30 protein-coding genes and 2 tRNA genes are annotated in these 25,484 nt (G+C 72.7%); 19 read left to right on the top strand and 13 right to left on the bottom strand.

What is annotated here, in order from left to right:
• Nucleotides 1-24 precede the first annotated feature (24 nt).
• Entirely contained in the window at nucleotides 25-738 is a 714-nt protein-coding gene (locus tag ACUY4T_RS12410) for a Pr6Pr family membrane protein (protein WP_446019270.1), read from the top strand.
• Here ACUY4T_RS12410 and ACUY4T_RS12415 read toward each other — a convergent pair.
• From ACUY4T_RS12415 to ACUY4T_RS12425, 3 genes are all read right to left on the bottom strand, one after another.
• A complete protein-coding gene (locus ACUY4T_RS12415) occupies nucleotides 735-2,375 on the bottom strand; it encodes a DNA repair helicase XPB (protein ID WP_446019271.1) in 1,641 nt (546 codons plus the stop codon). The two genes, ACUY4T_RS12410 and ACUY4T_RS12415, sit on opposite strands and share 4 nt — an antisense overlap.
• A gap of 61 nt (nucleotides 2,376-2,436) precedes the next feature.
• Entirely contained in the window at nucleotides 2,437-4,302 is a 1,866-nt protein-coding gene (locus tag ACUY4T_RS12420; RefSeq protein WP_446019272.1) for a helicase-associated domain-containing protein, read from the bottom strand.
• A 3-nt stretch (nucleotides 4,303-4,305) separates the two neighbouring features.
• Nucleotides 4,306-4,581: a hypothetical protein gene (locus tag ACUY4T_RS12425; protein ID WP_446019273.1), complete on the bottom strand. Its 276-nt coding sequence runs from the start codon at nucleotides 4,579-4,581 to the stop codon at nucleotides 4,306-4,308.
• Between the two features lie 107 nt (nucleotides 4,582-4,688).
• Between ACUY4T_RS12425 and ACUY4T_RS12430 the strand changes: the two genes are divergently transcribed.
• Nucleotides 4,689-5,069 (top strand): cold-shock protein, encoded by a 381-nt coding sequence (locus ACUY4T_RS12430; RefSeq protein ID WP_446019274.1) that lies wholly within the window; start codon nucleotides 4,689-4,691, stop codon nucleotides 5,067-5,069.
• Nucleotides 5,062-5,634 carry a DUF3027 domain-containing protein gene (locus ACUY4T_RS12435; RefSeq protein WP_446019275.1) on the top strand — a complete coding sequence of 191 codons (573 nt, stop codon included), beginning with the start codon at nucleotides 5,062-5,064 and terminating at the stop codon, nucleotides 5,632-5,634. The genes ACUY4T_RS12430 and ACUY4T_RS12435 overlap by 8 nt, the downstream gene beginning before the upstream one ends.
• 7 nt (nucleotides 5,635-5,641) lie before the next feature.
• On the opposite strand, the gene ACUY4T_RS12440 is transcribed toward ACUY4T_RS12435, so the two are convergent.
• Together ACUY4T_RS12440 and serC are read right to left on the bottom strand one after the other, a co-directional pair.
• The gene (locus tag ACUY4T_RS12440) at nucleotides 5,642-5,893 is read right to left on the bottom strand and encodes a DUF2530 domain-containing protein (protein WP_446019276.1); all 252 of its coding nucleotides are present in this window, start codon (nucleotides 5,891-5,893) and stop codon (nucleotides 5,642-5,644) included.
• A 10-nt stretch (nucleotides 5,894-5,903) separates the two neighbouring features.
• Nucleotides 5,904-7,019, bottom strand: coding sequence for a phosphoserine transaminase (gene serC / locus ACUY4T_RS12445; protein ID WP_446019277.1), 1,116 nt, complete (start codon nucleotides 7,017-7,019; stop codon nucleotides 5,904-5,906).
• 152 nt (nucleotides 7,020-7,171) lie between these two features.
• Here serC and ACUY4T_RS12450 point away from each other — a divergent pair, with 152 nt between their 5' ends.
• The 7 genes from ACUY4T_RS12450 (at nucleotide 7,172) to ACUY4T_RS12480 (ending at nucleotide 11,951) form a co-directional block, all read left to right on the top strand.
• Nucleotides 7,172-7,885, top strand: a complete 714-nt coding sequence (locus ACUY4T_RS12450; RefSeq protein ID WP_446019278.1) for an iron-dependent transcriptional repressor DtxR — start codon at nucleotides 7,172-7,174, stop codon at nucleotides 7,883-7,885.
• A 180-nt stretch (nucleotides 7,886-8,065) separates the two neighbouring features.
• Nucleotides 8,066-8,911 carry a C40 family peptidase gene (locus tag ACUY4T_RS12455; protein ID WP_446019279.1) on the top strand — a complete coding sequence of 282 codons (846 nt, stop codon included), beginning with the start codon at nucleotides 8,066-8,068 and terminating at the stop codon, nucleotides 8,909-8,911.
• Between the two features lie 341 nt (nucleotides 8,912-9,252).
• A complete protein-coding gene (locus tag ACUY4T_RS12460) occupies nucleotides 9,253-9,750 on the top strand; it encodes an HNH endonuclease (RefSeq protein ID WP_446019280.1) in 498 nt (165 codons plus the stop codon).
• 228 nt (nucleotides 9,751-9,978) lie between these two features.
• Entirely contained in the window at nucleotides 9,979-10,785 is an 807-nt protein-coding gene (locus ACUY4T_RS12465; protein WP_446019281.1) for a CHAP domain-containing protein, read from the top strand.
• Between the two features lie 307 nt (nucleotides 10,786-11,092).
• Nucleotides 11,093-11,164 (top strand) — tRNA-Arg (locus ACUY4T_RS12470).
• 173 nt (nucleotides 11,165-11,337) lie between these two features.
• Nucleotides 11,338-11,676, top strand: a complete 339-nt coding sequence (locus tag ACUY4T_RS12475) for a DUF7882 family protein (RefSeq protein WP_446019282.1) — start codon at nucleotides 11,338-11,340, stop codon at nucleotides 11,674-11,676.
• 5 nt (nucleotides 11,677-11,681) lie between these two features.
• Nucleotides 11,682-11,951 (top strand): hypothetical protein, encoded by a 270-nt coding sequence (locus ACUY4T_RS12480; protein ID WP_446019283.1) that lies wholly within the window; start codon nucleotides 11,682-11,684, stop codon nucleotides 11,949-11,951.
• Nucleotides 11,952-11,961: 10 nt separating this feature from the next.
• Here the strand turns inward: ACUY4T_RS12480 and ACUY4T_RS12485 are convergent, their stop codons facing one another.
• The 3 genes from ACUY4T_RS12485 to ACUY4T_RS12495 all read right to left on the bottom strand — a co-directional run bounded on the left by ACUY4T_RS12485 (nucleotide 11,962) and on the right by ACUY4T_RS12495 (nucleotide 12,816).
• Nucleotides 11,962-12,315 (bottom strand): hypothetical protein, encoded by a 354-nt coding sequence (locus tag ACUY4T_RS12485; protein ID WP_446019284.1) that lies wholly within the window; start codon nucleotides 12,313-12,315, stop codon nucleotides 11,962-11,964.
• 76 nt (nucleotides 12,316-12,391) lie between these two features.
• Entirely contained in the window at nucleotides 12,392-12,655 is a 264-nt protein-coding gene (locus ACUY4T_RS12490) for a hypothetical protein (RefSeq protein ID WP_446019285.1), read from the bottom strand.
• Nucleotides 12,655-12,816, bottom strand: a complete 162-nt coding sequence (locus tag ACUY4T_RS12495) for a hypothetical protein (protein WP_446019286.1) — start codon at nucleotides 12,814-12,816, stop codon at nucleotides 12,655-12,657. Before ACUY4T_RS12495 ends, ACUY4T_RS12490 begins: the two co-directional genes overlap by 1 nt.
• A 177-nt stretch (nucleotides 12,817-12,993) precedes the next feature.
• Between ACUY4T_RS12495 and ACUY4T_RS12500 the strand changes: the two genes are divergently transcribed.
• Nucleotides 12,994-14,061 carry an ATP-dependent DNA ligase gene (locus tag ACUY4T_RS12500; RefSeq protein WP_446019287.1) on the top strand — a complete coding sequence of 356 codons (1,068 nt, stop codon included), beginning with the start codon at nucleotides 12,994-12,996 and terminating at the stop codon, nucleotides 14,059-14,061.
• Between the two features lie 25 nt (nucleotides 14,062-14,086).
• On the opposite strand, the gene ACUY4T_RS12505 is transcribed toward ACUY4T_RS12500, so the two are convergent.
• On the bottom strand, nucleotides 14,087-14,590 hold the full coding sequence (locus ACUY4T_RS12505; RefSeq protein ID WP_446019288.1) for an Lrp/AsnC family transcriptional regulator: 504 nt from the start codon (nucleotides 14,588-14,590) through the stop codon (nucleotides 14,087-14,089).
• A gap of 130 nt (nucleotides 14,591-14,720) precedes the next feature.
• Here ACUY4T_RS12505 and ald point away from each other — a divergent pair, with 130 nt between their 5' ends.
• Entirely contained in the window at nucleotides 14,721-15,821 is a 1,101-nt protein-coding gene (gene ald / locus ACUY4T_RS12510; protein ID WP_446019289.1) for an alanine dehydrogenase, read from the top strand.
• A gap of 112 nt (nucleotides 15,822-15,933) precedes the next feature.
• Here ald and ACUY4T_RS12515 read toward each other — a convergent pair whose 3' ends face one another.
• Nucleotides 15,934-16,230, bottom strand: coding sequence for a metal-sensitive transcriptional regulator (locus ACUY4T_RS12515; RefSeq protein ID WP_446019290.1), 297 nt, complete (start codon nucleotides 16,228-16,230; stop codon nucleotides 15,934-15,936).
• A 108-nt stretch (nucleotides 16,231-16,338) separates the two neighbouring features.
• On the opposite strand from ACUY4T_RS12515, the gene ACUY4T_RS12520 reads away from it, so the two are divergent.
• Together ACUY4T_RS12520 and ACUY4T_RS12525 are read left to right on the top strand one after the other, a co-directional pair.
• Entirely contained in the window at nucleotides 16,339-20,172 is a 3,834-nt protein-coding gene (locus ACUY4T_RS12520; protein WP_446019291.1) for an AAA family ATPase, read from the top strand.
• An 89-nt stretch (nucleotides 20,173-20,261) separates the two neighbouring features.
• Nucleotides 20,262-20,399, top strand: a complete 138-nt coding sequence (locus ACUY4T_RS12525) for a hypothetical protein (RefSeq protein WP_446019292.1) — start codon at nucleotides 20,262-20,264, stop codon at nucleotides 20,397-20,399.
• A gap of 13 nt (nucleotides 20,400-20,412) precedes the next feature.
• Here ACUY4T_RS12525 and mscL read toward each other — a convergent pair whose 3' ends face one another.
• Genes mscL through ACUY4T_RS12540 form a run of 3 tightly spaced genes read right to left on the bottom strand, consistent with a single transcriptional unit; the run spans nucleotide 20,413 to nucleotide 21,845 of the window.
• Nucleotides 20,413-20,910 (bottom strand): large conductance mechanosensitive channel protein MscL, encoded by a 498-nt coding sequence (gene mscL, locus ACUY4T_RS12530; RefSeq protein ID WP_446019293.1) that lies wholly within the window; start codon nucleotides 20,908-20,910, stop codon nucleotides 20,413-20,415.
• A 1-nt stretch (nucleotide 20,911) separates the two neighbouring features.
• Nucleotides 20,912-21,217, bottom strand: a complete 306-nt coding sequence (locus ACUY4T_RS12535) for an FmdB family zinc ribbon protein (RefSeq protein ID WP_446019294.1) — start codon at nucleotides 21,215-21,217, stop codon at nucleotides 20,912-20,914.
• 49 nt (nucleotides 21,218-21,266) lie between these two features.
• Nucleotides 21,267-21,845 carry a 5-formyltetrahydrofolate cyclo-ligase gene (locus ACUY4T_RS12540; protein WP_446019295.1) on the bottom strand — a complete coding sequence of 193 codons (579 nt, stop codon included), beginning with the start codon at nucleotides 21,843-21,845 and terminating at the stop codon, nucleotides 21,267-21,269.
• A 62-nt stretch (nucleotides 21,846-21,907) separates the two neighbouring features.
• On the opposite strand from ACUY4T_RS12540, the gene galU reads away from it, so the two are divergent.
• The 5 genes from galU to pdxH all read left to right on the top strand — a co-directional run bounded on the left by galU (nucleotide 21,908) and on the right by pdxH (nucleotide 25,475).
• Complete coding sequence (gene galU, locus ACUY4T_RS12545; RefSeq protein WP_446019296.1) at nucleotides 21,908-22,807, top strand: UTP--glucose-1-phosphate uridylyltransferase GalU; 900 nt, start codon at nucleotides 21,908-21,910, stop codon at nucleotides 22,805-22,807.
• Between the two features lie 2 nt (nucleotides 22,808-22,809).
• Complete coding sequence (locus tag ACUY4T_RS12550) at nucleotides 22,810-23,472, top strand: GNAT family N-acetyltransferase (protein WP_446019297.1); 663 nt, start codon at nucleotides 22,810-22,812, stop codon at nucleotides 23,470-23,472.
• 51 nt (nucleotides 23,473-23,523) lie between these two features.
• Nucleotides 23,524-24,588: a hypothetical protein gene (locus tag ACUY4T_RS12555; protein WP_446019298.1), complete on the top strand. Its 1,065-nt coding sequence runs from the start codon at nucleotides 23,524-23,526 to the stop codon at nucleotides 24,586-24,588.
• Between the two features lie 49 nt (nucleotides 24,589-24,637).
• A tRNA-Ala gene (locus ACUY4T_RS12560) sits at nucleotides 24,638-24,710 on the top strand.
• Nucleotides 24,711-24,782: 72 nt separating this feature from the next.
• On the top strand, nucleotides 24,783-25,475 hold the full coding sequence (pdxH, locus tag ACUY4T_RS12565; protein ID WP_446019299.1) for a pyridoxamine 5'-phosphate oxidase: 693 nt from the start codon (nucleotides 24,783-24,785) through the stop codon (nucleotides 25,473-25,475).
• Nucleotides 25,476-25,484 lie beyond the last annotated feature (9 nt).

Here is a 25,484-nt window from a genome sequence, read left to right on the forward strand (position 1 = left end):
TCGCTCGACGAGGAGGGTGACCGGGTGGCGATCGATGCGTCCCAGCAGGGGATGACGACCGAGGCGGACGAGGCGGCGGATCGCCGCGTCAACGTGTGGGCGACGCCGCACTTCTGGTGGCGCGTCGCGATCGTCGTGGTGGTGCTCTTCGGGCTGATCGCGGCGGAACGACGTCTCGCGTACTTCACGACGCAGAGCAACGTGATCGTCTTCGGCTACTACGCCGCGGCGCTCTACTGGATGGTCCGTCGCGCGACGACCGCGCCACCGGCGCCGCGCCTGCGCGGCGGCGTGACGGTGTGGATCCTCACGACGATGATCGTCTCGCACGTGCTCCTGAGCCACTTCGAGAACCCCATCCCCGGACTGTTCGTCGACGATCCGGGCGACCAGCTGGCCAACCGGGCCCTGTTCGCCGTGCACTACGTCGTCCCGGTCATGGTGCTCGTGGACTGGATCGCCTTCGGGCCGCACCGGCTGGTCCGCTGGCGCGACGTCGGATGGTGGGTCCTCTACCCGTTCGCGTACGGCATGATCTTCCTCTGGCGCGCGCTGACGCTGCCCGAGGTGCCCGACCGCTTCCCGTATCCGTTCCTCGACACCGACGAACTCGGCGCCCTGGGGTCGTTCGTCGCGATGCTCGAGGTGCTGGCCTACATCTCGGTGCTCTCGGTGCTCGTCATCCTCCTCGACCGGCTGGCCGGACGGATCGCCGGACTGTTCGCACGCGGCAGCTAGGCCGCGATGGCGTGCGCGTCGAGGATCGTGTACGAGTAGCCCTGCTCGGCGAGGAACCGCTGCCGGTTCTGCGCGAAGTCCTGGTCGACGGTGTCGCGGGAGACGAGCGTGTAGAAGTTCGCCGACAGGCCCGACTCCTTGGGGCGCAGCAGCCGGCCGAGGCGCTGGGCCTCCTCCTGCCGTGAGCCGAACGATCCCGACACCTGGATGGCCACCGTCGCCTCGGGCAGGTCGACCGAGAAGTTCGCGACCTTCGACACCACCAGGACCGGCGTCGTGCCGTCGCGGAACTCCTGGAAGAGCCGCTCGCGCTCGTCGACCGGCGTGGCGCCGGTCAGCTGCGGGGCGCCGAGCGCGTCGGCGAGCTCGTCGATCTGGTCAAGGTACTGCCCGATCACGAGGATCCGCTCGCCGGCGTGGCGGGCGACGAGCTCCTTCACGACCCCCAGCTTGGCGGGCGCGGTCGCCGCGAGGCGATACCGCTCGTCGTCGGCGGATGCGGCGTAGGCCAGTCGCTCCGACTGCGGCAGGTCGATGCGCACCTCGTAGCACGCTGCGGGGGAGATGAATCCCTGCGCCTCGATCTCCTTCCAGGGGGCGTCGAAGCGCTTCGGGCCGATCAGCGAGAAGACGTCGCCCTCACGGCCGTCCTCGCGCACGAGCGTCGCCGTCAGGCCGAGTCGACGCCGCGCCTGCAGCTCGGCGGTCAGCTTGAAGACCGGCGCCGGCAGCAGGTGCACCTCGTCGTAGACGACGAGGCCCCAGTCGAGGGCGTCGAGCAGGGCGAGGTGGGCGTATTCGCCCTTCCGCTTGGCGGTGAGGATCTGGTAGGTCGCGATCGTGACCGGCTTGACCTCCTTCACCTGGCCGGAGTACTCGCCGATCTCCTCCGCGGTGAGGGACGTGCGCTTCAGGAGTTCGTCGCGCCACTGCCGGGCCGAGACGGTGTTGGTGACCAGGATGAGCGTGGTGGTCTTCGCCGTGGCCATCGCCCCGGCGCCGACCAGCGTCTTGCCCGCCCCGCACGGCAGCACCACGACGCCGGAGCCGCCGTCGAAGAAGTTGTCCACGGCCCGCTGCTGGTAGTCGCGGAGATGCCAGTCCTGCTGATCCAGCTCGATCGGATGCGGCGTGCCGGGCGTGTACCCGGCGAGGTCCTCGGCGGGCCAGCCGAGCTTCACCAGCTCCTGCTTGAGCTGCCCGCGCGCCCACGCCTCCACGAGGAAGCTCGTGTCGTCGATGCGCTCGGTGAGCAGCGGTGCGATGCGCTTGGCGCCGGCGACCTCGGTGAGCACCGCCAGGTCGTCGCTGCGCAGCCGCAGCGCGCCGTCATCCGTGCGGTCGACCACGAGGCGGCCGTAGCGCGCGACCGTCTCGCGCACGTCGACCGCGACGGTCTGCGGCACCGGGAACTTCGCGTAGCGCTCGAGGGTGCCGAGCATGTCGTCGGACGTGTGCCCCGCGGCCCGCGCGTTCCACAGCCCGAGCCGGGTGATGCGGTACGTGTGGATGTGCTCGGGGGCGCGTTCGAGCTCGGCGAAGATCGCGAGGTCGTGCCTCGCGTCCTCGGCGAGCGGGTGCGCGACCTCGAGGAGGACGGTGCGGTCGCTCTGGACGATCAGGGGGCCGTCTGACATAGCGAACCAGTCTAGGCGCGCTTCCTCCGAGGAGGCCCGGAGCGGCGACCGCGGCGGCCGGTCAGGCGTCCGCCGGGGCGGGCGCGACGGCGGCGATCGCCGAGATCGGCAGGGTTCGCTCGATGTCGGCGCGGCGGTCACGGGCGCGCAGGCGGCCGTTGGCGACGCTCGCGGGCGCGAGCAGGTAGTCGGCGGTGTCGCCTCCGGGCATCCGCACGGTCACGTTCAGCGTCTCCTTGGCACGCGCCGCGGCCTCCAGCTGACGTGCGAGCCACGCCTGCTCGGTGCCGCCGCCCGAATCGGCCTCGGCGATGCGGTCGAGCAGCGCCTCGATCGGATCCGTGCGAGGAGCCGGGGTCGGCGCCCGCCCCACGTGATGCCGCCGGAGCCGGACGATCCGGCCCTCGCCGTCCTCCGCGGCGACGGGGTACCGGGCATCGCTGAGGCCCCAGAAGACGACCTCGGGCGGGAAGCGCGACATCAGCCGGTTCGAGCCGGACTGCCGGAGTCCGAGGGCGGAGAGCGTCTGGTCGACGGCGAGCGTGCCGATCAGCTGCGCGTCATCCGATCGCACCGACGACCGGGCCGGCGCCTCGGACGGGTCGGCCGCGCTGACCCGGACGCTGCCGAACCGTGCGGCCGACTCGTCGATGAGGTACTGGAGCGGCTGCGGGATGCCGGTGAGGGAGACGGCCTCAAGGAACGATCGGAGCGACGCCGCGGTCTCGCCGGCGGCGAGGGCGCGGTTGACGGACGACGAGGTGACCCGGTAGCTCGACGCCAGGTCGCGGCCCTCGACGTCGGCGAAGGCTCGCAGGCGCGCGTCCAGCGACGGCTCGAGCGGGCCGGGGGAGACGATCGTGAGGTCGTGCTGGACGTACACGCGGTCGACCTGGTGCGGGAAGTGCCGCGCGAGGCGCTCCGCCGCGCCGGCGACGTCGCCGGCGAGCACGAGCCTGGCCGTCTCGACCGGCTCGCCCGCCACCGCGAGCCCGAGCGCCTCCGCGTCGTCGAGCAGGCGGTCCAGTCCGTCCGGCAGCCAGCGGCCGCCGCCGGGGTAGTACCAGGCCGCGTCGTCGCGGACCGAGCTGGCGCTGAGGCCGTCGTTGCGACGCGCCACGAGCTCGCGGAGGGCGGCGGGGATGCGCTCCCGCCAGGACTCGGCGAGAAGTTCCCACCGGGCGGACGTGCCGCGCAGCGCCCACTCGGCGCCGCGATCCGACTCGAGCCACACCGGTCCGTCGCGCATCACCAGCCCGGCCTCGATGGCGCGCCGCACCAGGCGGGGCAGCGACGCGAGGTCGACCCCGGTCGCCTCGGCGAGCCGCTTCGCATCCGGCAGCGCCAGTCCGCCCTTCGCGAGTTCGCGTGCCGGCTGCGTGGCGAGGCCGGCGAGCAGTTCCGCGGTGGCGGCGACGGTGGCGTAGGCGGTTTCGGCGGCGCGGCGCTCGAGCAGCCCCTCGTCGGGTCGCTCGGCGCGCAGCGCGACGGGCGGCGCCGGGGCGGCCAGGGCTTCGAGGCCCGGCAGGTCCTCGCCGATGCGGGCCTTCAGCCGCGCGGCCACCTCGCCGGGGACGTGCACGCGATCGGCGTCGCGGAGCGCGAGGAGCTCGGCGTCGAGTCGATCGAGCACGGATGCCGCGTCGTCGGCGATCGCGTCGGCGGCCCCGAGTCGCGACAGCTCGGCCCGGATGCGGGCGGGCGTGGTCCATCCGGCGTCGTCGGCGGTCGCGGACGCGGCCGCGAGGACCGCGAGCGCGGGCCGCTCGAGGCGGTCGAGCGCGTGGTCGACCGAGTCGTGCGCCGTGATCGCCTCGGCGAGGTCGAAGAGGTCGTCGACGCCCGACGGGTCGAACTCACGCGACCTGAGTGCGTCCGCGAGCACCTCGCGCGGCAGCGCGCGGAGCCTCGCGGCGAGCACCAGCATGTCTCAGTCGGTGCCCTGCCGGGACTCCCTCGAACGGCGCATGCCGTTGACGATGAGGAGTGCGATGAGGAGCAGGAACCCGATCGGCAGCCCGATGAGCGGCAGGACCAGCACGAACGGCCAGATCCCCTGGCTGAAGCCGTCGTCGGCGCCGACGCCGACGAGCGTGCCGACCATGACGGCGAGGAAGGCGAGGATGGACAGCCCGACCGTCGCGGCGACCATGTAGGCGAGGATGCGCTCGACGCGGTGATCGGTCACGGGCCCTTGGCTGCTCACTCGTCCAGAATAGGCCAGCAGGGCGCTTCGCGTGCGGCACCTAGAATTGACGTCGATGCCGCCGGGTCTCCGGTGCGCCCACACACCACGGAGCGAGGTTCATCCAGATGCCCACCGGCAAGGTCAAGTTCTACGACGAGGAGAAGGGGTTCGGCTTCATCCACGGCGATGACGGCCAGGAGGTCTTCCTCCACGCCTCGGCGCTTCCCGCCGGGGCGACCGTCCGCTCGGGCAGCCGCCTCGAGTACGGCGTCGCAGAGGGCAAGCGGGGCGCGCAGGCGCTCTCCGTCCGGGTGCTCGACGCCCAGCCCAGCCTCGCCCGCCTGCACCGCAAGCCGGCCGACGACATGGCGGTCATCGTCGAGGACCTCGTGAAGGTGCTCGACGGCATCGGCGGGAACCTGAAGCGGGGGCGGTACCCCGACAACGCGCACAGCCGCAAGATCGCGGCCCTGCTGCGCCGGGTGGCGGACGAGCTGGATGTCTGACGCGCCCGAGGCCGTGCCCGCCACGGCGGCCGATCCCGACGCCCCCGCCGAGGAGTCGCGGCCGGAGCCCGACGCCGATGAGGTCCTGCTCGCCTCGGCCGCCCTGGCCCAGCGCGCCCTCCTCGAGACGACGCCGCCCGAGACGGTCGGTTCGCTGATCGGCCACGTCGTCGAGGACGAGCACGTGCTCTCCCTGCACTTCGCGGCCGACCTGTCCGGCTATCCCGGATGGCACTGGAGCGTGACCCTCGCGCGGGTCGAGGACGGCGAGCCCACCGTCCTCGAGACCGAACTCATGCCCGGCGAGCGCGCGTTGCTGGCACCCGAGTGGGTCCCGTGGTCGGAGCGCCTCGCCGAGTACCGCGCCGCGCAGGCCGCGGCCGCCGCATCCGGCGAGGATGCCGAGGACGACGAGGCCGAGGAGCCGGACCTCGCCGAGGAGCGGGACGCCGACGACGGCTTCGGCGACGACGAAGACGACGCGGACGAGTCGGATGACGCTGACGACGACGACGTCTTCGACGGCATCGACATCGACGCGCTCGCCGACGACGACGACGCCTGAGTCGGCCTCAGTCCATCGGGTCGCGCCGGCGTCGCCGGAGCTGCACCACCAGGAGTCCGACCAGGCCCAGCACCACGCCCACGGCGGCGGCCGCCACGAACCAGCCCAGGCCGGCCGCGTCGAGCGCCTCGCGCGCGACCGTCGCGATCACGAGTGCGACCAGCCACGCCGCCGTGCCGGCGAGCAGCGCCTTCCGCGCGTCGGTGCGCACCGGCGCCGGATCGGGTCGCCGCTCGGACTCCGTCAGCCACAGCCGCATGGCGGCCAGCCTATCCGGCCTGTTCGAGCACCCAGTCGAGCGACGCGGTGAGCGCCCGGACGTCGTCCGGCTCGATGGCGGTGAAGGTCGCCACGCGCAGCTGGTTGCGCCCGAGCTTGCGGTAGGGCTCGGTGTCGACGATGCCGTTGGCCCGCAGCGTGCGAGCGAGGGCCGCGGCATCCGTGGTCTCGTCGAAGTCGATCGTGACGACCACCTGCGACCGGTGCTCCGGGTCGGCGACGAACGGGGTGGCCGCGCCGGTGCGCTCCGCCCAGTCGTAGAGGATGCCCGAGGATTCCCGCGTGCGGGCGTCGGCCCAGGCCAGGCCGCCCGATGCGTTGATCCAGTCGAGCTGGCTCTCGAGCAGCAGGAGGGTCGCGAGGGCGGGCGTGTTCAGCGTCTGGTCGAGACGCGAGTTGTCGACGGCGTTCTTCAACGACAGGAACTCCGGGATGTAACGGCCCGAGCTCGCGATGCGATCCACGCGCTCGATGGCGGCCGGCGACATGATCGCGAACCAGAGGCCGCCGTCGGAGGCCAGGTTCTTCTGCGGCGCGAAGTAGAGCACGTCGAACTCCGCGGGGTCGGCGAGGATGCCGCCGGCGGCGCTGGTCGCGTCGACGACCGTGAGCGCGCCCTCGTCGGCGCGGACGCGCCGGACCGGCGCCTGCACGCCCGTCGAGGTCTCGTTCTGCGGCCAGCCGTAGACGTCGACGCCCTCCTCGGGCTCCGCGTCGGCGCGCGATCCGGGCTCCGCCCGCCGCACGGCGGGCGCCTCGAGCCACGGCGCCGCGGCCGCCTTCGCGAATTTCGCGCCGAACTCGCCGAACGAGGCCAGCTGCGCGCGCCGCTCGATCAGGCCGAACGCCGCGGCATCCCAGAACGCGGTCGACCCGCCGTTGCCGAGGACGACCTCGTACCCCTCGGGCAGGCGGTACAGGTCGGCGATGCCGCGGCGGACCCGCCCGACGAGCTGCTTCACCGGCGCCTGGCGGTGGGAGGTGCCGAGCAGCCGCGGCCCGACCTCGGCGAGGTGCGCGAGCTGCTCGGGCCGCACCTTGGACGGGCCGCAGCCGAATCGGCCGTCGGCGGGCAGGAGCGACGCGGGGATCACGAGGTCGGACATGGTCCGATCCTACGGGCGGGTCCGTGACGGGGCGTTCGCCGTGGCGGCGGATGACGCGTCGGCCGATCGTCGCCGCGTCGACACCGCTGACGCGCACGACGGCGGACAGTAGGCTGGTGTGTCGACGTGCCGCAGGGCCGAGGAGGAGCGACGTGACCGACCTGATCGACACGACCGAGATGTACCTGCGCACCATCCTCGACCTCGAGGAGGAGGGCATCGTCCCGCTGCGCGCCCGCATCTCGGAGCGGATCGGCCACTCCGGTCCGACGGTGTCGCAGACGATCGCGCGCATGGAGCGGGACGGACTGGTCGTCGTCTCCGGAGATCGCCACCTCGAGCTGACGGCCGAGGGCCGCAGCAAGGCCGTCCACGTCATGCGCAAGCACCGGCTGGCCGAACGGCTCCTCGCCGACGTGATCGGACTCGACTGGGAGTACGTGCACGACGAGGCCTGCCGGTGGGAGCACGTCATGAGCGAGCAGGTCGAGCGGCGCCTGGTCGAGATCCTCGGCAACCCGACGCACTCTCCGTACGGCAATCCGATCCCCGGCCTCGACGAGTTGGGCATCGCGCCGGCCGACCCGTTCATGGCGGGCGTCCGCAACGTGGTCACCGCGCTCGACGAGGGGAAGGGGCGCGCCCGCGGCGTCATCCGCCGCCTCGCGGAGCCGGCGCAGTTCGACCCCGAGCTGCTCGCCCGGTTCAAGGCCGCGGGCATCGTGCCCGGCGCGTCGGTCGAGTTCAGTCGGACGGGCGACCGCGTGCTCGCGGAGGCGGAGGGGCACGACCCGCTCCCGATGGCGACGACGATGGCCGGGCACCTCTTCATCGGGTCGATCGGGTCCGCTCCCGACCGCTCGTGATCGAAATGTGACATTCGACGAGGTCTCGCGTATCCTCGATCGAGTCCGCCGGCGCCAAGCCAGTCGGTGGAACAGGGTCGAGACGCCTCCGGTGCCCGCCGCTCGGCCCCGATACCCGTGACGCGCCCCCGGCGCACAAGGTGGGACGACGCCCCGGCGTCGTGAGGCGGAGGACACGTTTTGGCTCGATTCCCCCGGCGCCGCTCCGGCGCGACCACCGCCCCCAAGCCCCCCACCCGCGCCGCCGTCGTGCGCCGCGACGAGCCCGCCCGCCCTGCTGCGGCGGAGCGCTCGGCCTCGCACGCGCCGGCGCGCCGCGAGCGGCCGTCGTTCGGCCGCCGCATGCGTTCGGGCGGCGCGAAGAACGTCGTGGTGATGGCGGTCGCCGCCGGCCTCGTCGGCACGTTCGCGATCCCGGCGTACGCCTTCGCTCCCGGCAGCGAGGGACTGCAGTTCGGCGCCACCGCCGCGACGCAGCTGACCAAGGCGCAGCCCCAGGACGTGGAGGTCGCCGAGGACGTGATCGCCGCGCCGATGTCGGAGGACGGCTACGACGCCGTCACCGGCGAGGAGATCCGCGCGGCCGAGGAGGCCAGGGCCGCCGAGGAGGCGCGCCAGGCCGCCGCGGCCGCGATGACCTCCTACGCGGCCGAGGCCAGCCAGTACTCCGCTCCCGCGCCGGTCACGGGCGCGGCCAGCCCCTCCGCCGTGTTCTCCGTCGCCCAGCAGTACCTCGGCGTTCCCTACGTCTACGGCGGCGCCACGCCCGCCGGCTTCGACTGCTCGGGGCTCGTCAAGTACGTGTACGCGCAGTTCGGCATCGACCTGCCCCACTCGTCGGCCGCGCAGGGCGCAGCCGGAACGCAGATCCCGCTCTCCGAGGCCGTTCCCGGCGACCTCGTCGTCATGTCGGGCCACATCGGGTTCTACGCCGGGAACGGCCAGATCCTGCACGCCCCGTACGAGGGCACCGTGGTGCGGATCCAGCCCATCTGGACCAGCGACTACTGGATCGTGCGCATCTGACGCGTGAACAGCGCATGAAGCGCGAAACGAAATGGCGTGCCGGGAGGACCCGGCACGCCATTCGTGTCGTAGCCTTGGTTCCTGACGATCCGAATACCGGGTAGGGGAAGTCCGATGGTCGTTGCGCGATGCAGTACCCATTCCGCGGGTGCGCGCGCGCTCTACGACCAGCGGCGCAGCAGTCAGCCGAGTCGCGACCGCGCCGGGATGCCGACGGGCACTGTCATCACGACGGTGCCCGTTTCGCGTCTCCGGGGCGAACACCGCCGACCCCGCGGCGTCCGGGTCGTCGATCCTTCACGCGGCTGGAAGCCATCCAGCACCGATCGAAAGGCACCCCCATGCGCACCCTCGTGCTGAACGCCGGATACGAGCCGCTCGCCGTCGTCTCCTTCAAGCGCGCACTGCTGCTGGTCATGAACGAGAAGGCGACCGTCATCCTCCACGACGAGGAGAATCCGGTGCACGGGACGAACGGCGACTGGGTGCGCCCCAGCGTCATCCTCCTCACCCGCTACGTCCGCACCCCGCGCGTGCACCAGGTCCCGGTCAGCCGCCGCGGCGTGCTCCGGCGCGACGAGCACCGCTGCGCGTACTGCGGGAAGTCCGCGGCGACGATCGACCACGTCCTCCCGCGATCGCGCGGCGGCCGCGACACCTGGGAGAACCTCGTCGCCTGCTGCCTCCGCTGCAACAACGCCAAGGGAGACCACACGCCGGCCGAGATGGGCTGGAGCCTCCGGATCACGCCGCGCATGCCGCACGGCCGGGGCTGGGTGGTGCGCGGGTTCGAGCGGCCGATGCCCCAGTGGAGCGACTTCCTGGGCCGCGCCGCCTGAGCCGGGAGCACGTCCGGCGCGTCGTCGCCGGAGCGTCGTGACACGATTCGGCCGGTGCCCTATGGTTGAACGAGTCCGGTGCGCCCCCTGCGCCGCGACCTGCACGCCTCTCGCCCCCGGAGCCCCCCTCCGGGGCCGGGCCCCGGAGGTTCACGACCCTTGAACGGTGACGACGAGTTCGGCCATCCCCCTGCGCGGCCGAGACGACGGACGGCACGACGACCCGGCGTGCGGCGCACCACGGGTCAGGACGCCCGCCCCGCGAAGGCGGAGCCGGCGTCGCGCCCGGCGGTCCGCGCCCGGCGCAACGCCCCGGCACGGGTCGCGGCGACCGTGCTGATCGTGCCGGCGCTCGTCGGCACGCTCGCGCTGCCCGCCTACGCGTTCCTCCCCGGCGGCCAGCTGCCGGGCGGCGGGCCGACCCAGTTCAGCCTCTCGGTCGCCGAGGCGCAGGACCTCGACGTCTCGGTGAACGCCGGAGGCGCCACGCTCTCCGTCGACAGCTTCTCGGTGACGACCAGGGCCGAGATCGACGCTGCGGAGGCCGCCGTCGCCGAGGCGGAGGCCGCGGCCCGCGCCGCCGAGCTCGCGGCCCGCGGCATCGGCGACTACGCCCGGGTCACGCAGCAGGCCGAGGGCGACGACTACCCGTGGTGGTACGAGACGCCGGACGACTACGGCGGCGGACTGTCGCCGCTGCGGTACTACTACCGCGAATGCGTCGACTTCGTCGCGTGGCGCCTCAACCGCGACGCCGGCGTCTACGGCGCTCCCTGGAAGTGGGACTGGTCGAACCTCGCCTCGGGCAGCGCCTGGACCTGGGCCGATTCCTGGCGTGCCAAGGGCTGGCCGACGAGCAGTGAGCCGGTCGTCGGCGCGGTGGCCTGGTTCTCGTACAACCACGTCGCGTACGTGCAGTCCGTGAACGGCGACGGCACGGTCACGCTCGAGGAGTACAACTGGAACTCCGACCACTCGTACCATCGACGGACGATTCCCGTGGGCGACGCGCTCTACCTCTACCCGCCCGTCTGAGCCCGCGGCGGTCGCGTGTGCGACATCGTGGCGAAAGGCCGCCCCGAAGTTGGACGTTCCGGCCAATGCCCTCCGCTCCACGCTGCGGATACGCTGGCGTGCATCCCCCGAGGAAGAAGCATGGTGACCGCGATGACGCAGCCCTCCGACGACACTCGAACCGACGAGATCGCCTTCGTCGACGAGCTCGCTCCCGCCACCTCCGCCATCGTGGTGCTCGGCTACAACTGAGCCTCCGCCTCGCATCGCCGGCCGCCGCCCGACGTGCCGCGGTCCGCGCGCGCGTCCCGGTAGACTCGTGCGGTCAGCCTCTGTAGCTCAATGGAAGAGCAGTTCCGTCCTAAGGAAAGGGTTGGGGGTTCGAGTCCCTCCAGGGGCACCTGATCGATCGCGTCGCCTCGCACTTCCCGCGCGCTAGGCGTTCCGGTGTCCCCCCGCCAGAGGCTTGACAGCGGCCTCGCACGAGGGACAACCTCGAAGCGGGCGCCAGGAACGCGATAGCCTGAGCCCGAGAGCGGTCCCGGGGTCCGGACCCGGGTCCAGGAGGTATCGGTGGGCAAGCTCACGTACGACTCGACGCTCGGCGTCGACTTCGACGACCGGGTGCTCGCGCACCTGCAGCTCGTCATCGGCGCCAAGCTGCGGCGAGGCGAGTCCTTCTACTTCAGCTGGCGCGACGACCCCGCGATCGGCGACGGCCGGAGCACGATCTGGGTCCATCCCCGGATCTCGCTCGTGTTCAAGTACGCCGGCGGTCGACAGCCGTCGATCAACCGCGTCTGGGTCGATGCGCTCATGTCGACCGCGAACTCGCCGGGAGGGCTCGTCCTCGTCCCCGAGCCCGAGGCGAGGAACGACTCGAACGGCTCGAACGGGGGGCACGAAGCGTGAAGCGCGTGAACATCATGTACGGCGGCGACCAGTACTCGGTGGGTGAGGCCGACGTCGACGCCATCCGCGGCGCGATCGACGAGGCCCACGCCTCGGGCGCGGCCAGATGGATCACGGTGAACTTCGGCGAGGGCCGCCCGCAGCCGGCCCAACTCCTCGTCGGTCCCGGCATCCCGGTGAGCATCATCCCGATCCCCTCCGACGACGGGACTTCCGACGCGGAGGAGGACGCCGAGGTCGACTCGCGCGGCACCGAGGCGCTCGACGCCGAGTGACGCCACCGGCCTAGCGGAGCGGGGGCCACTCCAGCGCGTCGGTGTCGGCGTCGTCGATCGCCTCCGGTCCCGGCTCGACGAGCGCGCGCGTCGACGTCAGCGCGATCGTGGCGCGACGCAGGCGGGTGACGAGGTCCTCGTCGACGAGCTCATCCGTCGACGAGTCGATCGGCTCGGTCACGAGCTGGCTGGCGGGCCCGATGAGCATGTGCGCGCGCGCCGTCCTGCCGTCGTCCGTCCGGACCGGGATGTCGATCGAGGCCGCGGCGCGACGACCGGCGAGCGCGGCGGCGTAGTCGACGATCGCATCGGCGATCTCGTTCCCCGTCAGCAGCACGCCTCCGGCGTAGTGGATGCGTTGCACGGAGCACCCCTACCCGACACCGGAGCGGTGCGTCACCATCATGCGTCCTCCACCTCGTCGAATCCCCATCCTCGGTTCAGGTCCAGTCGACCGCGTGCACCCAGCCCGCGATGTACGCCCGCTCGTTCGGCCCGAGCCGGACGCCGGAGCGCGGGACGGGACGGGCCTCGATCTCGCACAGGTCGTAGATCCGGCGCACGACGCCCATCCGCAGCGGCGCGGTCGGGTGCTCCAGGATCTCGCGCTGCAACGGAGCCTCGAGCATGGGCCACCAGACGCCGATCGACGGCAGCGGGCCGGATCGGGTCGGGGCGTCCTGGTCGGGTTCGAGTACCGGCATCACTGCGCACGCTCCTCGGCGACCTCGCCGGAGTCGCGCTTGACGGCCACGGTCTCGTCGGCGTCCGCGTCCTCCTCGGCGCGGGCGTGTCGTTCGGCTTCGGCGACGGCGGCGTCGAGCTCTCGCTCCGCCTCGGGATCGCCGGTCTGCGGGTCGGACATGTTCCTATCCTCATTTCGGCGGCAGGTCGGCACCCCCCGTGCGCGACCACCGGCACCCAAGATACGCGGCGCCGTGCGCGCTCGTCAGCCCTTGACCCCCTCGCGAGCGGATGCTACCCCGCCGATGCCCCGGGCCGCGCAGGTGCGCGTGTCCGCGGCGGCGCGCATGATGGTCGCATGGACCTTCCCGTGATGCCGCCCGTGAAGCCGATGCTGGCGAGATCGGTCAAGGAGATCCCCGACGTGGGGCACGTCGAGCCCAAGTGGGACGGCTTCCGCACGATCGTCTTCCGCGACGGCGACGAGGTCGAGCTCGGCAGCCGGAACGAGCGCCCCATGACGCGCTACTTCCCGGAACTGGTCGAGGCCCTGCGAGCGAACCTGCCCGAGCGCTGCGTCGTCGACGGCGAGATCATCCTGGCGCGCGACGGTCGGCTCGACTTCGACGCGCTGCAGCAGCGGATCCATCCCGCGGCGAGCCGGGTCCGCCTCCTCGCGGAGCAGACCCCGGCCTCCTTCGTCGTCTTCGACCTGCTCGCGCTCGGCGACGACGACCTCACCGCGCGGCCGTTCTCCGAGCGGCGCGAGCGGCTCGTGCACGCGTTCGCCGCGGCATCCGACCCGGTGTTCCTCACGCCGTCCACGGGCGACCTCGCCGTCGCGCGCGACTGGTTCGAGCGATTCGAGGGGGCGGGGCTCGACGGGGTCGTCGCGAAGCCGCTCGACGGCGCGTACGAACCGGACCGGCGGACGATGTTCAAGGTCAAGCACGAGCGCACCGCCGACTGCGTGATCGCGGGCTACCGCTGGCACAAGACCGGCGACATCGTGGGCTCGCTGCTGCTCGGGCTGTACGGGGCGGACGGGCGGCTCCACCACGTCGGGGTCGCCGCGTCGTTCCCGATGGCCCGACGACGCGAGCTGGTGGACGAGCTCGCGCCCTACGTCGAGGACGACCTGTCGCGCCATCCGTGGGGGGAGTGGGCCGACCAGGAGGCCCATCGCAGCGGGCGCCTTCCCGGAGCGGTGAGCCGCTGGAGCGCGGGAAAGGACCTCTCGTTCGTCCCGCTCCGGCCCGAACTCGTGGTGGAGGTCGCCTACGACCACATGGAGGGCGACCGGTTCCGCCACACGGCGCAGTTCCGGAGGTGGCGGCCCGATCGCACCCCGGCGAGCTGCACCTACGACCAGCTGGAGTCGCCCGCCGGCCTCGACCTCGCCGAGATCCTCCCCGTCACGCCCTGACGCCGGCCGCCTCGGCGCGGGCGGGTCACAGCACGGTGCGCAGCCCCGCCGAGTTCGCGGTGTGGTGCTCGAACACGAGGTTCGTCTCGGTCAGGGCGACCGCGGGGTTCGCGGAGAGGTTCTTGAGGACGAACTGGCGCACGTGCTCGCTGTCGCGCACGCGCACGTGGATCAGGAAGTCCTCGCTGCCGCCGAGGAAGAACAGCTGCGCGACCTCCGGCTCGGCGCGCAGCTCGTCGGAGATCTGCTCCATGAGGTGCCGCGCGCCGGGACGGATGCGGACCGAGATGAGGGCCTGCAGGGTGAAGCCGAGCGCCGCCGGGTTGATCTCGGCCGTGTAGCGCGTGATGACCCCGCGCTCGCGCAGCGAGCGCACCCGGGCGAGGCACGTCGACGGGGAGACGCCGACGGCGCGGGCCAGGTCGACGTTGGGGATGCGCGCGTTCTCGTGCAGCCGCGCGATGATCTGCCGGTCCACGTCGTCGAGCGCGACTCGGGGGGTTTCGCTGAACTGCGGCAGATCGCTCACGGCCGGGTACTCCCTCGAACATTCGATGCGTTGGGCTACATCCTACCGAATACCGTGCGGCACGACTTCCGCTTGAGCGAACGACAGGCGACCATTGAAGTACCAATCCACACAGCATTCGGAGTAACCCATGCACATCGGCGTGCCCGCTGAGATCAAGAACAACGAATTCCGCGTCGCGATGACGCCCGCCGGGGTGCACGCCCTGTCGCAGCGCGGCCACCGCGTCGACATCCAGGCCGGCGCCGGCGAGGGAGCCGGATACCACGACGACGAGTACCGTGCCGCCGGTGCGACGATCGTGGCGACCGCCGACGAGGCATGGGCGGCCGACCTGGTGCTGAAGGTCAAGGAGCCCATCGAGCGGGAGTACGGCTTCCTCCGCGACGACCTCACGCTGTTCACGTACCTGCACCTCGCGGCCGACCTGCCGCTGACCCGCGCGATCCTCGACTCGGGCGTGACGGCCATCGCGTACGAGACCGTGCAGCTGCCCGACCGTTCGCTGCCGCTGCTCACCCCCATGAGCGAGGTCGCGGGCCGTCTCGCACCGCAGGTCGGCGCCGCCGAGCTGCACGCGTCGAAGGGCGGCCGGGGCGTGCTGCTCGGCGGCGTGCCCGGCACGGCGCCGGCGAAGGTCGTCGTCATCGGCGGCGGCGTGGCCGGCGAGCAGGCCGCCGCGACCGCGCTCGGCCTCGGTGCCGACGTCACCGTGCTCGACATCTCGCTGCCGAAGCTGCGCGAGATCGACGCGCGGTACGACCACCGCATCAAGACGCTCGCGTCCTCGCCGTACGAGACGGCCCGCCAGGTGCGCGACGCCGACCTCGTGATCGGCGCGGTGCTCGTGCCCGGCGCGGCCGCACCGAAGGTGGTCACGGACGAGATGGTCGCGACGATGAAGCGCGGGGCGGTCCTCGTCGACATCGCGATCGACCAGGGCGGCTGCTTCGAGGGCTCCCGGCCCACGACGCACGCCGAGCCGACGTTCCGCGTGCACGACGCGATCTACTACTGCGTCGCCAACATGCCAGGCGCCGTTCCCGCCACCTCGACGCCGGCGCTCACGAACGCGACCCTGCCGTACGCGCTGAAGATCGCCGACCTCGGCTGGGAGGCCGCGCTCGCCGGGGACGCCGCACTGGCGAAGGGCCTGAACGCGACCGCCGGCAAGCTCACGAACGAGGGCGTCGCGAAGGCCCACGGGCTCGAGCTCTCCTCGCTCGTCTGACGCGGGGGCGCCCACCCGGCGCCCCTCGGGCGCACGACGGCCGCCGACCGAGCACCGACGGTCGGCGGCCGTCGTCGTGCGCCGGGCGTCGGCGGCCGTCCGGCCGCGTCGGTCAGGACAGCGAGAGGAAGAGCTTCTCGAGCTCGTCGAAGTCGAGCCGGTCGCCCTCGTCCGCGCCCTGCGGATCGGTCGCGCAGTCCCGCATCGCGGTCGAGATGACGGCGAAGCCCGCACGGTCGAGCGCGCTCGAGACGGCGGCGAGCTGGTTGACGACCGTGCGGCAGTCGGCGCCGGACTCGACGGCCTCGATGACGGCGTTGAGCTGGCCGCGGGCCCGCTTCAGGCGGTTGGCGATCCGGCGCTGCGCGTCGGACTTCGAGTCGGTCGCGGAATCCGCTGCGACGGTCATGCTGCACCTCCTGGGATCGGATCGCCGTGCGGCCCCGGCCGGGTCCGCCGATCCATACCCCCATGGTATGTGATACCCATAGGGTATTCAAAACCATCCTTTGCGGCGATGCTCCGAGGGATCCGACGATCCCGACCGTATGGTGTCGGTGTGCAACGGCTCGATCGGAACGACCGCGAGGACGACCTCCTCGACCCCGCCGCCGAGGACGACTCCGCAGCGGGCGCGCCGCGAGACGCCTTCCACCGCGACCCGGCGACCCCCGACGCGGTCACGGTGGGCGATCCGACCGTGGTGGCGTCGAACGTGGCCGAGCCCAGCTGGCGGCGCTGGCACGCCGAGCTCCGCGAGCTCGGCGGGCGATCGCCCCTCATCGGGTTCGACGACTCCCCGCGCACCCGGATCGAGCTCTCCACCACGCACCCGGGCGGGCTGCCGCAGTTCATCACCGGCAACTCGACGCTGCTCTCCAGCCTCATCCGCGACGAGCTCGCCCTCCGCAACGCCCGCCTCGCCGCCGCCGAGATCACCCAGAAGGGCATCGAGCTGCGATCGGTGCGCGGCATCGAGTCGGTGCACCTCGCGATCGGCCTCGCCTCATGGCAGGACGGCGGCGAGGACTTCCTCGCGCCGGTGCTGCTCCGCCCGCTCGCCATCCGGCGCTACGGCCGCGACTTCGAGCTCAAGCTGAAGGGCCAGCCGTTCCTCAACCCGGCGCTCGCCCGCGAACTGCACGATCGATTCCAGATCACCCTCGATGCCGACGCCTTCGTCGCCCTGGCGATCACGAACGGCGCGTTCAAGCCGCAGCCCGTGATCGACCGACTGCGCGGGCTCACCTCGCACCTGCCGTACTTCCACGTCGCGCCGCGACTGGTCGTCTCGTCGTTCGCCGAGGTCGGGCCGGCGATGGGGGCGGATGCCGCGCGCCTCGAGCATCCCGTCATCGACGCGATCGCGGGCAACCCCACGGCTCGGGCCGAGGTGGCGCGACCCGTCGACCCGCCGCGCATCGTCCCGCAGGACGAGCGGCCGCCCTCCACCGACCGGCTCCTCCTCGACGCCGACGCCGAGCAGGAGCAGGTCATCGCCCGCATCGAGCAGGGCGCCTCGCTCGTGGTCAAGACGCTGCCGGGCACCGGCGGCACCCAGACCATCGTCAACGCCATCGGCGCACTGGTCGCGAACGACCGGCGCGTCCTCGTCGTCGGCGCCCGGCGCGCGAGCCTCGACGGCATCGCCCACCGGCTCGGCCAGATCGGCCTCGGCGGCATGGCCGTGACCACCGACGGACTCCGGCGCGACCTCATCCAGTCGATCTCGCGGAACGAGAAGGCCGAGCAGCCGCGGATCGCCGACGTCGACGACGCGCTCGTGCGCCTGCGCCGCGTCCTGCTCGACTACCGCCACGCGCTCACCCGCCGCGACCCGGAGCTCGGCGTCTCCGTGCTCGACGCCCTGACGGCCCTGGCCGGACTCGCCGCCCTGCCGGTCGCGCCCGACACCACGTCGCGCCTCGACCGCGAGTCGCTCGCCGCGCTCGCCGGGAGCCGCGAGGCGGCGGCGGCCGACCTGGTCCGCGCGGCGGCCCTCGGCGAGTTCCGCTACGGGCCGGGCGACTCGCCCTGGTACGGGGCGTCCTTCGACACCTCGGAGGAGGCGAGCGCCGCGCACGAGCTGGCGAAGCGCCTGAGCGGCACCGACGTGCCGCGACTGCTCGAGCGGGCGCGTCAGCTGATCGGGCAGACGCGATTGCGCCAGTTCGAGTCGGTCGCCGAGCTGGGCGTGTTCCTGCGCCTGCTCCACGACGTGCGCGACACGCTCGACAAGTTCATGCCGGCGGTCTACGACCGCCCGCTCGGCGAGCTCATCGCCGCCACCGCGCCCCGGCGGGAGACCGGCATGTCCGGTGCCAACCGGCGCCGGCTCCGGCGGCTCGCGCTCGAGTACGTCCGCCCCGGGGTCCACGTCGGCGACCTCAACTCGGCCCTCCGCGGCATCCAGCAGCAGCGCACCCTCTGGCACCGCTACTCGGAGGCGGGCGCCATCCCGAGCGTGCCGGTGGGCCTCGACGACGTGCACGTGGCGTTCCACACCGTGGCATCCGACCTGCAGTCGCTCGACCTGCCCCTCGGCCTCGACGGCACGGCTCGCCGACTGGCCGCGCGCCCCCTGCGCGACCTCGAGGCGACGCTCGCCGAGCTCGCCGAGGAGTCCGAGGTGCTCCACAACCTCCAGGAGCGCACGGCCCTGCTCCAGCGACTCCGCGACCTGGGCCTCGACCCGCTGCTGCTCGACCTGGCGCGCCGCCACGTCCCCGAGCACCTCGTGGCATCCGAGCTCGACCTCGCGTGGTGGCAGTCGGTGCTCGAGACCGTCCTCGGCTCCGACCGGGCGCTGCTCGGTGCGAACACGACCGTCCTCGACCGGCTCGAGTCCGACTTCCGCCTCGTCGACGACGCGCACGCCTCGGCCGCCGGACCGCTGCTCGCCTGGCGACTCGCGGAGGCGTGGCGGGTCGCCCTCGTCGATCATCCGGACGAGGCGGAGCGACTGCGTCGGATGCTGCGCGGGGACCGCGTGCGACCCGACCGCCTGCATCGCGAGGCGCCGCACCTGTTCCGGGTGCTCGCGCCGGTGTGGCTCTCCTCGCCGTACCAGGTGCCGGCCATCGACGACGCCATCCCGTTCGACACCGTGATCCTCGTCGACGCGGGCGCGACGACGATCGCCGAGAACCTCGGCGCCATCCGTCGCGCGCGGCAGGTGATCGCCTTCGGGGATCCGGTCACGCAGACCCCGACGCGATTCGAGACCGCGATCCGCAGCGACCCCGAGCCGCAGGCCGCGTCGCACGCCGTCGACGCGCTCCACGCCGACTCCGCGCTCGCGCGCCTGTCGGACCTGCTGCCCACCCTCACCCTGACGCGCAGCTACCGGGCCGGCGGCGAGGACCTCGCCGAGCTGGTCAACCGCCGGTTCTACGGCGGCCGCATCGTCTCCATGCCGTGGGCGGGGAGCTTCCTCGGGCACGGCAGCCTCGGCCTGCACTACGTGCGCGGGAACGGCCTGCCCGACCCGGTCACGGGCACGGTCGAGAGCCTCGACGCCGAGGTGGCGAAGGTGGTCGAACTCGTGATGGAGCACGCGGTCAAGCGCCCCCGCGAGTCGCTCATGGTCATCACCGCGAGCGCCCGGCACGCCGCGCGCGTCCACCAGTCGGTGCTCGCGGCGTTCGCCAAGCGCACCGACCTGTCCGACTTCATCCTCCGCGACCGCGCCGAGCCGTTCACGGTGCTCACGCTCGAGCAGGCTGTGGCGCAGAGCCGCGACCGGGTGATCTTCTCGATCGGGTACGGGCGCACCCCTCACGGGAGGCTGCTGTCGAACTTCGGATCGCTCGGCGAGGCCGGCGGCGAGCGCCTCCTCGCCGTCGCCATGACCCGAGCGCGGCGGTCGATGGACATCGTCTCGGCGTTCCGCCCCGACGACATCGACGAGGGACGGCAGCGCCACGGCGTCGTCGCGCTCGCGAGCGTGCTGTCGCAGACGGAGGAGCAGCGCGATGCGCTGCAGGACGGCGTGCACGGCGATCCGATGCTCGAGGACCTCGCCGCACGGCTCGGTCGCCGCGGCATCCGGGTCAGCGTCGGGCACCGCGGCACGCTGTCGCTCGCGGCCGCCCACGCCGGTCGGGCCGTCGTGGTCGAGACCGACCCGGCGCTCGCAGGCCAGAGCCTCCGCGAGTCGCTGCGACTCCGACCCGACGTGCTGCGCCGGCTCGGCTGGCACTACCTGCGGGTGCACAGCTTCGAGCTCTTCGGCGATCCCGAGTCGGTGGCCGAGCGCGTCGCGTCGGTGCTCGGGAAGGGCACGCCTGCGCCCGAGCCGGTCGAGCCCACCGGCGCATCGGCGTCGACCGGGCCGGTCGCGGACCGATGACGTCGTCCGACGGGGCGTCCGACGAGGCGCCCGAGGACGCGGCGCCCCGGCAGCGGGTCGTGCGCGCCCGCGGATCGAGACGTGCTCGATTGACCCCGGCGCCGGGCAGCGACCCCGCTCCGGAGACTGCGACGCCCGGAGCGCACGACGACCTGGAGCGCGGTGCGGCCCGGCCCGCCGCGCCCGACGACGAGCGCATCACGCGCGAGCGCCCGCCGCACTGGTGACGGACGGCCGGGGTCAGTCGTTCCGGCGCGCGCCCGTCCCGGACCCGGCGTTGCGATCGGCCGCCAGGAGGTCGCGGATCTCGGCGAGGACCGTCAGCTCGGTCTCCGGATCCTCCGGCTTGGCGACGCCGGCCTGCCGACGGGCGTCGGCGCGCTCCTTCAGCAGGTTCATCGGCATCACGAAGACGAAGTAGACGACCGCGGCCACGACGAGGAACGTGATCACCGCGCCCAGCACGGCGCCGAACCGGATCTCGGCATCCGGGCCCGGCATCGGGATCGAGAGCACCAGGGCGCTGTCGAGGCTGTCGGCGCGGAACACGGCGCCGATCAGCGGATTGAAGATGTTCTCGACGATCGAGTTGACGACCGCGGTGAACGCGGCGCCGATGACGACGGCCACCGCGAGATCGATGACGTTGCCGCGGAGGATGAACTCCTTGAATCCCTTGAGCACGCGCGCGGACCCCTTTCCCGCCTGGTCGATGCGTCCGTCCAGCGGATCTCCCACGCTACGCGGCCGACGAGGCGGACGAGCCCGACGACGAGGCACCGGTGCCCGAAGGAGCGGACGTGGCCGGACCCGACGGGGCGGCGCCGCCGGCGCCCGACGACGAACCGGAACCGGAGGAGCCCGTCGCGGCCCGCGAGTCGGTCCGGTAGAAACCCGACCCGTTGAACGTCACGCCGACCGCGCTGAAGAGCTTGCGCAACCGGCCGCCGCAGGCGGGGCACTCGGTGAGGCTGTCATCGGTGAACGACTGCTGGACGTCGAACGCGTCGTCGCACGCGGTGCAGCGGTAGGAATAGGTGGGCATGTCGATCTCCGTGGATCCTCGGTGAGCGTTCGGGGTGCGCGCCGTGCCGTCAGAACGCGACGATCCGCGTGGGGGTCACGACGCCGTCCACCGGCTGGTCGTGCACCTCCCGCGGCACCTCCTCGACGAACTCGCCGTCGAAGACAATGGCGTACACCGGGGGACATTTTCCCATCGAACCGAGGGTCTTGTCGAAGTAGCCCCGCCCCCAGCCGAGTCGCGTGCCCGTCGCGTCGACCGCGGCCGCGGGCACGAGGATCAGGTCGACGTCGTTGATGGCCATCGGGCCGAGCAGCTCGCCCTCCGGCTCGGGCATGCCGTGCAGTCCCGTGACCTCGGTCTCCTCCTCGCCGACGGTCCAGTCGAGCAGGCCGTCCTCGCGCGTGACCGGGAACAACACGCGGATGCCGCGGGCCTCGGCCCAGTTCACGAACGGCCGGGTGTCGGGTTCCGTCGGCATCGAGAGGTAGCAGGAGAGCGACTCGGCGCCGGTCGATCCGATGAGCTCCTGGAGCCGGGCGGTGAAGCCCTCGGTGGCCACGTCGCGTTCGTGCGCCGGCATGTTCTGCCGGCGCTCCCGGAGTTCGGCGCGGAGGATCCGCTTCACCATGGTCGGATCGTCGGGCATGGCTGACATCCTAGGACGCTCCGGTCGCCACCGGCGGACGCGCTGCGGCTACGCTGAGGGCCATGACTCATCGGATCACGAAGGCCGTCATCCCCGCCGCCGGCCTGGGAACGCGATTCCTGCCCGCGACGAAGGCGATGCCGAAGGAGATGCTCCCGGTCGTCGACAAGCCGGCCATCCAGTACGTGGTCGAGGAGGCCGTGCGCGCGGGCCTGACCGACGTGCTGATGGTGACGGGCCGGAACAAGAACGCCCTCGAGAACCACTTCGACCGCGTCGCCGAGCTCGAGGCGACCCTCGAGGCCAAGGGCGACACGGCCAAGCTCGAGAAGGTCAACGAGTCGACCGACCTCGCCGACATGCACTACGTGCGCCAGGGCGACCCCCGCGGTCTCGGTCACGCAGTGCTGCGGGCGCACATGCACGTCGGCGACGAGCCGTTCGCGGTGCTGCTCGGCGACGACATCATCGACGAGCGCGACGTCCTGCTCACGCGCATGCTCGAGGAGCAGGTGAAGCGCGACGCGTGCATCGTCGCCCTGCTCGAGGTCGACCCCGACAGCATCCACCTGTACGGCGCCGCCGAGGTGGAGGAGACTGACGAGGCCGACGTGGTCCGGGTCACGGGACTGGTGGAGAAGCCCGCCAAGGAGGTGGCCCCGTCGAACTACGCCGTGATCGGCCGCTACGTCCTGAAGCCCGGCATCTTCGAGGTGCTCGAGCGGACCGAGCCCGGCAAGGGCGGCGAGATCCAGCTGACCGATGCGCTGATGGAGATGGCCGGCGACGCCGAGCACACGGGTGGCGTGTACGGCGTCGTCTTCCGCGGACGTCGCTACGACACCGGCGACAAGCTCGACTACATCAAGGCCGTCGTGCAGCTGGCCGCCGACCGCGACGACCTGGGCCCCGAGCTCCGGCCGTGGCTGGCGGAGTTCGCCGCCGGGTTCGACCGGAACTAGACGTGCCCCCGGCATCCGTGCCGACCCTCGTGGACGGGTCCCTGACGCTCCGGCCGATCCGCGCGCGCGACGCGCGGACGCTGGAGCGCGTGCTCCTGGAGAATCGCGGGTGGCTGCGGCGGTGGGAGGCGACGTATCCCGGCGGCGGGTCGATCATCGACACGCGCGCGAGCATCCGGAACCTGACGGCGCACGGGCGCGCGGGAACGGCGCTGCCGTTCGTGATCGAGTGGGACGGCGAACTGGTGGGGCAGCTCAACGTCTCGTCGATCACGCACGGCTCGCTGGCGTCGGCGACGATCGGATACTGGGTGGCCAAGTCGATGGCCGGTCGCGGGATCACGCCGACGGCGGTCGCGCTCGCGACCGACCACTGCTTCCGCACGCTCCGCCTGCACCGGATGGAGATCTGCATCCGTCCCGAGAACGCCCCCTCGCTGCGGGTCGTCGAGAAGCTCGGCTTCCGCTACGAGGGGCTGCGTCGCCGCTTCATCCACATCGACGGCGACTGGCGCGACCACTACGCGTTCGCGCTCGTCGCGGAGGAGGTGCCGCGCGGCGTGCTGCGTCGCTGGCGGGAGGGCAGGGCGCCGAGCGACGCGGCGACGGTGCCCGCCGCCGACCGCGCGGCCGCCGACACCCCCCTTCGGGTGGGGGATCGCTGACACGCCCGCCGCGATGGGGTCCGTGACCCCGTCGTGACCTAGCGTTGACCCATGGATGCGATCGGCGGTGGCGTGCTCGTGGCGGTGGCCGCGACGCTGTGGATCGCCTACCTGCTTCCGAGCTGGCTCCGCCGGCGCCAGTACCTCGCCACCGAGCGCAACGCGGTCCGGCTGCAGCAGACGTTGCGCATCCTCGCCGAGACCGCCGAGACACCGGGCGAGGTGCGCCTGGGGATGACCGCGCGCGACGTGGCGGCCCAGGAGCGCATCCTGCACGAGCACGAGCTCGCGGCGCGCCTCGAGGCGCAGGCCGCCGAGAACCTCGCGATCGCCGAGCGCATCGCCGCGGAGGAGGCGGCCGCCGCGGCCGAACGCGAACTCGCCGAGCGCGCGGCGCGTGCCGAGGCCCAGGCCGCGCGTGCGGCGGCTGCCGCGGTGCTGCAGCGCACGCAGGCTGTCCCCGGCGGGCTCACCCGGCGGGGCCTGCGCCGCCGGCGGGCCGCGTGCTCGCTCACGCTGCTCGCGTCGCTCGTCACGCTCCTGGTCGGTCTCGTCGCCCTCCCGTTCGGCGGCTCGCCGCTGATCGCCGTGGTCGGCTCGACGGGGATCGCCGTCGCGATGACCGGCCTGGTCGTGCTCGCCCGTCGCCGTCCGGCCGTCGTCGCCGTCGCCGCGCCGGTGCTCGCCCGGCCCGAGGCGCAGCCGTTCGAGCCGATCGAGACCGACGGCATCGAACTCGAGTCGGGGGCGGACGAAGGCTGGACCCCTCGGCCCCTGCCCAAGCCCCTGCACCTGTCCCGTGGCACGATCGCGGCGACGGCGATGGCCTCGATCGCCGAGGCCGAGCAGCTCAAGCGCAGCGCGGCCGACGCCGAGATCGCCGAGCGCGCGGAACGGCTCGAGCCCCGGCTTCCCGTCCTGCGGCCCCCGGCGGCATCGGTGCCCGACGGCCCGTCGACCTCACGGCCGGACACCGAGCGCGCCGCCGCAGCCTCCGCCAGGGCCGCGGCGGCCGAGTCGTCCAGCCCCTACGCCCGGATGGGCATCGTGGACTCGGCCGAGCCCGGGATCGCGGACCTCGACCAGGTGCTGCGCCGGCGCCGTACGGCCGTCTGAGCGGTGGTCATCGACATCCCCGAGGGGATGATAGAGTCGTTGACGGCTCGGGCCCATGGCGCAGTTGGTAGCGCGTCTCGTTCGCAATGAGAAGGTCGGGGGTTCGAATCCCCCTGGGTCCACCGACACGTCGACACCCCCGGAATCCGCTCGGAATCCGGGGGTGTCGCCGTCTCCGCTCGTACGCTTGGCACATGAGCGACGCGATCGATCCCGACCGCCTCGACCGGGCCGTGGAGCACGCCCTGCACCGGCACACCGACTACGGGGCCGAGGAGCTCGACGAGGCCCACGTCGCCGCCGACCCGATCGTGCAGTTCGACCGGTGGCTCGCCGAGGCCGACGCCCGAGGCGTCTACGAGCCGAACGCGATGGTCGTCGGCACGATCGACGCGGACGGCACCCCGTCGAGCCGCACCGTCCTGCTGCGCGGCGTCGACGATCGCGGCTTCGTGTTCTTCACCGACCGCGAGTCGCGCAAGGGCCGGGCGCTCGACGCGCACCCGATCGCCACGCTCCTGTTCCCGTGGTACTCCGTCCACCGGCAGGTGATCGTGACCGGCGCGGTGGTCCGGGCCGGCGACGAGGAGTCCGACGCGTACTGGGCGGGACGACCGTACGGGTCGCGCATCGCGGCGACGGCGAGCCGCCAGTCCCAGCCGATCGACTCGCGCGCCGACCTCGAGGCGCGCGTGGCGGCCCTCGAGGAGGAGTACGCCGGCGTCGACGACGTGCGTCGGCCGGAGCGCTGGGGCGGGTTCCGCCTGAGGCCGTGGCGGATCGAGTTCTGGCAGGGGCGCACGTCGCGGATGCACGACCGGCTGGTCTTCTCCCGCGATCCCGCGGCGGAGCCGGGAGGATGGAGCCTCCAGCGCCTGCAACCCTGACGATCGGCC

Source organism: Agromyces arachidis (assembly GCF_052805135.1).